This window comes from Nonomuraea aridisoli, assembly GCF_003236395.1.
Taxonomy (GTDB): Bacteria; Actinomycetota; Actinomycetes; order Streptosporangiales; family Streptosporangiaceae; genus Nonomuraea; species Nonomuraea aridisoli.
Genome location: NZ_POUD01000011.1, coordinates 62,407 through 70,911, shown reverse-complemented (window position 1 = coordinate 70,911; position 8,505 = coordinate 62,407). Strand labels below are relative to the sequence as shown.

Sequence of the window (8,505 nt, the reverse complement as noted above, 5' to 3'; positions counted from 1 at the left end):
GATATGGGGGGTGGAACATGACCCTGGGTACACGGCGGTGTTCCGGCTTGCCGCCGGGCTCCAATGTGGTCTCGAGCGCTCCCCGTACTGCGAGAAAGGGCCGTGGAGGGGGCCCATAAAGCGCTCTGAACCCCGCCTCCCTCCCCCTCCGCATATTCCCCTTATTGCAGGATGACAACGTTTCAATAGCATTTGTCATGCGAAGTGATAAGACGCACCCCACCCAGGACCCGGAGGTACAGACCTGTCTAGACCTCTTGTGTACGGAGGTCCTGAGCTGGTGAAGTGGGACACGACCTATCCAAATCTGGCCATAGAAGGAGCACGAGGTGGCCCCGGAGACCGCTGGTAACGAAACCCAGGCGCTGTCCAACCTGCTGCAGGAGAACCGCCGGTTCGAGCCGCCGGCTGACCTTGCGGCGGCCGCTAACGTGACCGCGGCCGCTTACGACGAGGCCGCCGCCGATCGCCTCGCTTTCTGGGAGGGCGCCGCCGAGCGGCTGACCTGGGCCAAGCGGTGGGACAAGACGCTCGAGTGGAACCCCCCGTTCGCGAAGTGGTTCGTCGGCGGCGAGCTCAACGTCGCCTACAACTGCGTCGACCGCCACGTCGAGGAGGGGCGCGGCGACAAGGTCGCCTACTACTGGGAGGGCGAGCCCGAGGGTGACACCCGCGTCCTCACCTACAACGACCTGAAGACCGAGGTCGCCAAGGCCGCCAACGCGCTGCAGGAGCTGGGCGTCGGCAAGGGCGACCGGGTGGCCGTCTACATGCCGATGATCCCCGAGCTGCCGATCGCGATGCTGGCCTGCGCCCGCATCGGGGCGATCCACTCGGTGGTGTTCGGCGGGTTCTCGGCGCAGGCGCTGAAGAGCCGGATCGACGACGCCGACGCCAAACTGGTGATCACCTCGGACGGAGGCTACCGCAGGGGCAAGCCGAGCGCCCTCAAGCCGACCGTCGACGAGGCCGTCGCCGAGTGCCCGCAGGTCGAGCACGTCCTCGTCGTACGGCGTACCGGCGAGGACGTCGCCATCGGTGAGAAGGACATCTGGTGGCACGACCTGGTCGACCGCCAGAGCGACCAGCACACCGCGGTGCCGCACGACGCGGAGGACCCGCTGTACATCCTCTACACCAGCGGCACCACCGGCAGGCCGAAGGGCATCCTGCACACCACGGGCGGCTACCTCACCCAGACGGCCTGGACGCACCACGCGGTCTTCGACCTCAAGCCCGAGACCGACATCTACTGGTGCACGGCCGACATCGGCTGGGTGACGGGCCACTCCTACATCGTGTACGGCCCCCTCGCCAACGGCGCGACCAGCGTCATCTACGAGGGCACTCCCGACACCCCGCACCGCGGCCGGTTCTGGGAGATCGTGCAGAAGTACAAGGTCACGCTGCTCTACACGGCCCCCACGGCCATCCGGACGTTCATGAAGTGGGGCGACGACATCCCCGCCAAGTACGACATGTCCAGCCTGCGCGTCCTGGGCTCGGTCGGCGAGCCGATCAACCCCGAGGCGTACGTCTGGTACCGCGAGCACATCGGCGGCGAGCGCTGCCCCGTCGTGGACACCTGGTGGCAGACGGAGACCGGCGCCGTCATGATCAGCCCGCTGCCCGGCGTGACCGCGGCCAAGCCCGGTGCCGCGATGCGCCCGCTGCCCGGCATCGTCGCCGACGTGGTGGACGACCAGGGCAACAGCGTCCCCAACGGAGGCGGCGGCTTCCTCGTCGTCCGCGAGCCGTGGCCGTCGATGCTCCGCACGATCTGGGGCGACGACCAGCGTTACATCGACACCTACTGGAGCCGCTTCGAGGGGATGTACTTCCCCGGCGACGGCGCCAAGAAGGACGAGGACGGCGACCTGTGGCTGCTCGGCCGCGTGGACGACGTCATGCTCGTCTCCGGCCACAACATCTCCACCACGGAGGTGGAGAGCGCGCTGGTCAGCCACCCGAAGGTGGCCGAGGCGGCGGTCGTCGGCGCCACCGACCCGGTGACCGGCCAGGGCATCGTGGCGTTCGTGATCCTGCGCGGCTCGGTGGAGGAGAGCGACGACATCGCCGCCGACCTGCGTAACCACGTGGCCAAGACGCTCGGCCCGATCGCCAAGCCGCGCCAGATCCTCGTGGTGCCGGAGCTGCCGAAGACCCGTTCCGGCAAGATCATGCGCCGCCTGCTGCGCGACGTGGCCGAGAACCGCAGCATCGGCGACGTCACCACGCTGGCCGACAGCACGGTGATGAACCTGATCTCGGAGAAGCTTCCGTCCGCCAAGCAGGAGGACTAGACCCGACACGAGAGCGCATGCCCGGAAATTTCCGGGCATGCGCTCTCGCCGTTCGGGGGTCACACCACGGGCGCTATCTTGTCCGATCGGGTAGTTCTGGAACGGGACCCGTGCTCGCCAGGAAAATCCCCGGCGTGTTCGGCGGCGCCTGGCCGTCGGCACGGCCCGACCTGGCGAGACTGTCGGACATCGCACCCGCCCCAGGGATCGGGCGGTGCCGGCACACGGGTACGCAGGCGTCGCCAGGGCGCTGGATGATGTTTGACACGGCCACCCGGCCCCGATAGGAGACGTTCATGCCGCAGACTCCCGAGGAAGAATCCCTGGGCTCGCTGGTCGCCCAGGCGACCAGCCACATCTCGTCCCTGGTCCGCTCCGAGATCGAGCTGGCCAAGGCCGAGTTCAGGTTCGACGCCAAACGGGTCGGCACGGCGGCCGGGATGTTCGCCGCCGCCGCGTTCATGGCTCACCTGTGCCTGATCCTCGCCTCGTTCGCGATCGCGTACGCGCTGGCCCAGGTGATGCCCCACTGGCTGGCCTTCCTCATCGTGACGGTCATCTACCTGCTGGCCGCGGGGCTGGCGGTGTTCCTCGGGGTGCGGCGGCTGAAGGGACTGGCGGGGATGAAGCGCACCGCCCGGTCGATCAAGGGGCTGAAGGAGATCGCCACCCCCGACGGCGAGGTCGTGCCCGCGCGCGGGCCCGAGCCGGTGACCCGTGATGGCGCCTGACGAGTCCGTCGTCCAGATCGAGGGCCCGTGGACGCACCGCGCGGTGCACGCGGGCGGCACCCGCTTCCACGTCGTCGAGGCCGGCGAGGGCCCGCTGGTGCTGCTGCTGCACGGGTTCCCGCAGTTCTGGTGGACCTGGCGCCACCAGCTGACGTCCCTGGCCGCGGCCGGATACCGGGCGGTCGCCGCCGACCTGCGCGGCTACGGCGGCAGTGACAAGCCGCCGCGCGGCTACGACCTGCCCACGCTGGCCGCCGACGCGACCGGGCTGATCAGGGCGCTGGGCGAGACCTGCGCGACCGTCGTCGGCCACGACTGGGGCGGTCTGCTGGCCTGGACGATGGCGGTGCTCGACCCCAAGTGCGTCCACCGGCTGGTGGTCGTGTCGGCGCCGCATCCGCTGCGGGTGCGCAGGTCGCTGGTGGCCGACCCGTTCGGGCAGCTCAAGGCGAGCCGGCGGGCGATCGGGTTCCAGCTGCCGCTGCTGCCTGAGCATCGCCTCACCCGCCACGACGCGGCCCTGGTCGGCAGGCTTCTGGACGAACGCTCCCGGCCCGGCTGGCCCGCCCCCGACGAGTCGCGCACCTACCGCGAGGCGTTCCGCATCCCCGCCGTGGCGCACTCGGCGCTGGAATACCACCGCTGGTTCGGCCGTTCTCAGGTTCGACCCGACGGCCGGCGCTACGCCAGGGCGATGCGCACGCCGGTCGAGGCTCCGACCCTTCAGGTGCACGGGGCGCTCGACCCGGTGGTCCTGCCGCGCACGGCTCTCGGTTCGAGCCGTTACGTGGCGGCCCCGTACCGGTGGAGGCTGATGGAGGGGGCCGGCCACTTCCCGCACGAGGAGGTTGCCGACGTGTTCGACACCGAGCTGCTCGGCTGGCTGAACGATCCGGAGCCCGACCGATGAGAGACCGCGACCCCGAGGGCAGGCCGCGCAACGCCCGCCCCCGCGACGCCTACGGCCGCCCGCTCCCGTACGGCTCCCCCGGCGTGGCCCGCGTCCCCGACGACTACGCCCCGACCACCGAGCAGGCGCTGGCCGACGGCCGCCGGTTCCTCGGCGAGGGGCTGCCGTTCAACGCCCACGAGGTGTTCGAGGGCCGCTGGAAGTGCGCCCCCGAGGACGAGCGCGAGTTGTGGCAGGGCCTCGCGCAGATCTGCGTCGGCCTGACCCACCTGCAGCGCGGCAACGGGCGCGGGGCCGTGACCCTCTTCAGCCGCGGCGCCGCCAAGGCCCAGTCGTACGGCGGAGCGTACGACGCCGTCGGCAAGGCGGCCTCGACGCTCACCCAGGACACCGACCCCGGCGAGGCCATCGCCCTGATCCTGGGCAGACTTCCCGGCTAGGTCAGCGCCGACCGGCCCGCGATCAGCGCCCGGGTGGCGGCTTCGGCCCGCGCCACCGCGTGCTCCACGGCGTCGTCGCCTTCGCCGAGCATGCCCAGGTGGAGCAGCCCGGCGTAGCCGTGCGCGACGGCGGCCACGGCGAGCCCGAGTGACTCGGCGGCCACGGGGTCGCCGCCGGCCAGGGCGGTCGCGGCGGTGTGGAAGACGCCCTTCACCGGCTGGGTGGCCCGCTCGAACTCCGGCTCCCCCACCGGCATCAGCGTGCCGAACATGGCCTCGAACAACGGCCGGTGCCGGGCGGCGAAGCGGACGTAGCCCCTGGCCACCGCCACCAGCCGGGCCTCGTGGGAGTCGCCGCCGATCTCGGCCGAGACGGTCGTGGCGAGCAGCTCGCCCGCGCGTACGCCGACCGCGAGCAGCAACTCGTCGCGGTCGGCGAAGTGGCGGTAGGGGGCGCTGACGGCGACCCCGAGCCGCCTGCTCGCCTCCGCCAGCGAGAACCCCTGCACCCCCTGCTCGGCGATCAGCTCCATCGCGGTGTCGATGAGCGCGGCCCGCAGGTCGCCGTGGTGATAGCGGTCGCGTCTGGTGGTCCGGGGCACGGCCTCAGGTTAGCGTGACAGCTCATCGAGCTCTCCGGCCTCCGCCGCGGTGAGCGTGAAGCCCATCGCGCCCGCCGCCTCGGCCGCCTGGCGAGGCTTGGAGGCGCCGGGGATGGCCACGACCGTGTCGCCGTAGCGGGTGATGACCCAGTTGAGCGCCACCTGCCCGACCGTGACGCCGTGACCGGCGGCGATCCGCCGCATGGCGTCGATCAGCGGCGCCGTGCGCGCGAGGCCGCGCGTGCTCAGGTCGCGGCGGCCGAAGAACCTGCGCATCACGGGCGCGTTCCTGGTCAGCTCGGGGTCGTCGTGGTAGCGCCCGGTGAGCAGCCCGCCGTCGAGCGGCGAGTACGCGATCAGCGTGACGCCCAGCCGGCGGGCGGTCTCCAGCACGCCGTCGCGCTCGATGTCGCGCCGCAGCAGGCTGATCCTGACCTGGTTGGCGGCCAGCGCGACGCCCTCGGCGGCGAGCACCCGGTGGGCGAGCACCATCTGGCGGGCGGAGAAGTTGCTCACCCCGACCGCCCTGATCCTGCCCGCCCTGGCCAGCGCGGCCATGGCCCGCAGCTGGGCGGGCAGGCCCGACAGGGAGCCCGTCGGCATGTGGATCTGGTGCAGGTCGACGGGGTAGCCGCCGAGGTGGGCGAGGCGGTCGCCGATGGTGCGGGTGATGCTGGCGGCCGTACGCCCCAGCGGGGCCCACTTGGTGGCGACGGCGACCTGGCCGGGCGCGACGCCGCACTCCTTGAGCGCGGCGGCCAGCACTTCTTCCGAGTTGCCCGCGCCGTACATCTCGGCGGTGTCGAACCACGTGATGCCGCCGTCGAGGGCGGCCCGCACCACCGCGGTGGCGGTCTCCTCCTCGATGGGTCTGATCATCAGCCGTGCCACGTTCCTGGTGCCGGAGAACTGCATGCATCCCAGCCCGATGGGGCTGATCTCGATGTCAGTGGTGCCGAGCCTGCGCGCCTTCATGGCCTGCTCCTCGATGTGATGACCTATCACATTGTGAGAACCTATCACATTGAGGCGCGCGAAGGGAGGCTCGTCGTTCTGGGAAACCGTCAGTCGCAGTCCTGCGTGCTGGCCGGCGTGGTGTCGTTACGGCCCGCGGCGGCGTCGGGGGCGACCTCGTCGGCCGTCAGGACGTAGCCGGTCTGCTCCTCGTTGATCGCGGCGGCGAAGATCACGCCGTAGACGCGGCCGTCGACGGTGAGCAGCGGGCCCCCGGAGTTGCCGGGCAGCACCTCGCCGCGGATCGCGTAGACCTCGCGCCGGACGGTGTTGGCGCGGTAGATGTCGGGGCCCTCGGCGGTGAGCTGGCCGCCGATGCGGGCCGGCGCGGCGGTGAACCCCCTGCCCTTGGGGAAGCCGGCGACGATCGCGTTGTCGCCGCGCTCGGCCTCGTCGTCGAACGACAGCTGCGGCAGGTCGAGCCCCGGCACGTAGAGGACGGCGATGTCGCGCCGCGGGTTGTAGCGCACCACCGTGGCCGGGTGGCGGTTGTTCTCGGAGTCGATGACCTGCAGGTCGCGGTTGACGCCCGCGACCACGTGGGCGTTGGTCATGATGCGGCCGGGCGCGTAGACGAAGCCGGTGCCCTCGATGTGCTTGTTGCAGCTGTCGGCGTTGCCCTGCACCTTGACGATGCCGCGCCGGGCGCGGGCCAGCTTGGCCCCCTGCAGCACGCTCTGGTCGGGCGGCGGCACGTCGATGAGGTGACCGGCCCCGATCGCGTCGAAGACCGGCGGGAACTCCGAGCGGTCGATGAACTTCTTGAACGGCTGCTGCCAGTTGCGCGCGGCCTGCGGGAGGGCCTCGTCGACCGTCGTGAGCAGCGCGGAGTTCTTCACCTGGTCGACGAGCGGGGTGAAGGTGCTGGAGACCACCAGCGAGCCGATCAGCCACGCGATGACCAGCACCGACAGCGCGCTGGCGAACGTGCCGCCGATCGCGTCGGCCACCTTGGCCGGCTCCCACGTGACGTGGCTGCGCACTACCGCCCCGAGCGTCGAGGAGGCGAACTGGCCGACCGTCGCGGACAGGAAGACGATCACGATGGCGAGCAGCGCCTGGGGCGTGTCGCCCTCGACGACGGCCTTCGTGATCGGGGGCGCGATGAAGACGCCCAGCACGGCTCCGCCGACGAACCCCACGAAGCTCATCACCCCGATGATGAAGCCCTGCCGGTATCCGGAGATGCCGAAGGCGATCACCAGGGCGATCAGAATGAGGTCAAGCAGATCACCGCGCACGCTTCAAAGGTAGCCAGCGATAGGGTCAAGCGTGCACGTCTTCGATCAGGACGGCGTCACCCGCCTGACTATCTTGGGCGGTATGCCGGGGGCCGAGGGAACAGTGCGCGAACTCATCCAGGCGGCTCTGAGCGACACCGACCCCGACGGGCCGCTGCGCTGGCACGTGATCTCCATGCTGCGTCAGCGCGGCGATCTGGAGTCGTTCATCGAGGCGCGCCGGCTCTGCGCCGCCGACACCGTCGCGGAGCGGCTGCTCGGCGTCGACATCATGGGCATGCTCCACTCCTTCGCCGACCGTACGCTGCCGGTGCTGCGCTACCTGGCCGCCAGCGAGGACGACGCGATGGTGCTCTACTCGGTGCTGATCGCGTTCGGCCACCTGGCCGACCCGCGCTCGCTGCCGTCGGTGATCGAGCTGGCCGGCCACGACGACCCGAGAGTCCGCTACGGCGCCGCGTACGCGCTGCAGCACGTGCTCGGCGATCCGCCCGACCGGGCGGGCCTGGAGACGCTGCGCGCGCTGGCGGCCGACGACGACGCCGACGTGGCGGGCTGGGCCTCGCTCGGCGTGGCGCTGCGGGCCGCCCGCTAGGAGCGGGAGGCCAGCCCGAGGATGTCGGGCGGCAGCTGCTCGATCCGCGCGGTGTCCCACGGACGCTCCAGCCCGGCCGCGCGCAGCACCGAGTCGAGCACCACCGCGGTGAACCCCCACACCACCATCCCGCGCACCCGGAACGCCGGGCCCGCCATGCCGCTCGGGTGACGCAGCATGACGCGGTTGCCGGGATCGACCAGCTCGGCGATCGGCACCCGTTCGACGGATTCGACCTCGTCGGGCGAGGCCGCGTGCACCGCGCAAGGAACGCGCCACCAGGCCACCACGGGCGTGACGCGGTTGTCGCTGTGGTTGAGGTAGAGCTCCGGCATCGTGCAGAGCACGTGGACGCCGGCCGGGTCGACCCCGGTCTCCTCCTCGGCCTCGCGCAGCGCCGCGGCGACCGGCCCGCCGTCGCCCGGATCGACGCCGCCTCCCGGGAAGGCAGGCTGGCCGGGGTGCCGGCGCCCGCGGGTGCTGCGCTGGATCAGCAGCACGTCGGGACCTGACGGACCCTCGCCGAACAACATCAGCACCGCCGCCTCCCGGCCGCCGTCGGCGGGGGGACGCAGGTATCGGGGGACCTTGGCCTGTTGCGCCTGCGCCGCCAATCGTTCGAGCCAGTCGGGCACTTGGGTCACGCATCCTCCAACATCGGCAAGCCAC

Annotated in this window: 9 protein-coding genes; 5 read left to right on the top strand and 4 right to left on the bottom strand. The window is 71.3% G+C overall.

Annotated elements, in window-relative coordinates:
- Positions 1–329 precede the first annotated feature (329 nt).
- The 4 genes from acs to C1J01_RS04965 all read left to right on the top strand — a co-directional run bounded on the left by acs (position 330) and on the right by C1J01_RS04965 (position 4,384).
- Positions 330–2,303: an acetate--CoA ligase gene (gene acs, locus C1J01_RS04980; protein WP_111176483.1), complete on the top strand. Its 1,974-nt coding sequence runs from the start codon at positions 330–332 to the stop codon at positions 2,301–2,303.
- A gap of 296 nt (positions 2,304–2,599) precedes the next feature.
- Complete coding sequence (locus C1J01_RS04975; RefSeq protein ID WP_111176481.1) at positions 2,600–3,034, top strand: phage holin family protein; 435 nt, start codon at positions 2,600–2,602, stop codon at positions 3,032–3,034.
- Positions 3,024–3,944: an alpha/beta fold hydrolase gene (locus C1J01_RS04970; protein WP_111176479.1), complete on the top strand. Its 921-nt coding sequence runs from the start codon at positions 3,024–3,026 to the stop codon at positions 3,942–3,944. The genes C1J01_RS04975 and C1J01_RS04970 overlap by 11 nt, the downstream gene beginning before the upstream one ends.
- Entirely contained in the window at positions 3,941–4,384 is a 444-nt protein-coding gene (locus C1J01_RS04965; RefSeq protein ID WP_111176477.1) for a DUF309 domain-containing protein, read from the top strand. The genes C1J01_RS04970 and C1J01_RS04965 overlap by 4 nt, the downstream gene beginning before the upstream one ends.
- On the opposite strand, the gene C1J01_RS04960 is transcribed toward C1J01_RS04965, so the two are convergent.
- The 3 genes from C1J01_RS04960 to C1J01_RS04950 all read right to left on the bottom strand — a co-directional run bounded on the left by C1J01_RS04960 (position 4,381) and on the right by C1J01_RS04950 (position 7,241).
- Positions 4,381–4,986 carry a TetR/AcrR family transcriptional regulator gene (locus C1J01_RS04960; protein WP_111176475.1) on the bottom strand — a complete coding sequence of 202 codons (606 nt, stop codon included), beginning with the start codon at positions 4,984–4,986 and terminating at the stop codon, positions 4,381–4,383. The two genes, C1J01_RS04965 and C1J01_RS04960, sit on opposite strands and share 4 nt — an antisense overlap.
- Positions 4,987–4,995: 9 nt before the next feature.
- Positions 4,996–5,961 (bottom strand): aldo/keto reductase, encoded by a 966-nt coding sequence (locus C1J01_RS04955; protein WP_111176473.1) that lies wholly within the window; start codon positions 5,959–5,961, stop codon positions 4,996–4,998.
- Between the two features lie 89 nt (positions 5,962–6,050).
- On the bottom strand, positions 6,051–7,241 hold the full coding sequence (locus tag C1J01_RS04950) for a MarP family serine protease (protein ID WP_111176471.1): 1,191 nt from the start codon (positions 7,239–7,241) through the stop codon (positions 6,051–6,053).
- 103 nt (positions 7,242–7,344) lie between these two features.
- Here C1J01_RS04950 and C1J01_RS04945 point away from each other — a divergent pair, with 103 nt between their 5' ends.
- Complete coding sequence (locus C1J01_RS04945; RefSeq protein WP_235854258.1) at positions 7,345–7,836, top strand: HEAT repeat domain-containing protein; 492 nt, start codon at positions 7,345–7,347, stop codon at positions 7,834–7,836.
- On the opposite strand, the gene C1J01_RS04940 is transcribed toward C1J01_RS04945, so the two are convergent.
- Positions 7,833–8,480 (bottom strand): NUDIX hydrolase, encoded by a 648-nt coding sequence (locus C1J01_RS04940; RefSeq protein ID WP_111176468.1) that lies wholly within the window; start codon positions 8,478–8,480, stop codon positions 7,833–7,835. The genes C1J01_RS04945 and C1J01_RS04940 overlap by 4 nt on opposite strands.
- Positions 8,481–8,505: the final 25 nt, after the last annotated feature.

Coding starts and splice junctions, on each gene's coding strand:
- C1J01_RS04975 (WP_111176481.1), top strand. CDS start 2,600: ATGCCGCAGACTCCCGAGGAAGAATCCCTGGGCTCGCTGGTCGCCCAG.
- C1J01_RS04970 (WP_111176479.1), top strand. CDS start 3,024: ATGGCGCCTGACGAGTCCGTCGTCCAGATCGAGGGCCCGTGGACGCAC.
- C1J01_RS04965 (WP_111176477.1), top strand. CDS start 3,941: ATGAGAGACCGCGACCCCGAGGGCAGGCCGCGCAACGCCCGCCCCCGC.
- C1J01_RS04955 (WP_111176473.1), bottom strand. CDS start 5,961: ATGAAGGCGCGCAGGCTCGGCACCACTGACATCGAGATCAGCCCCATC.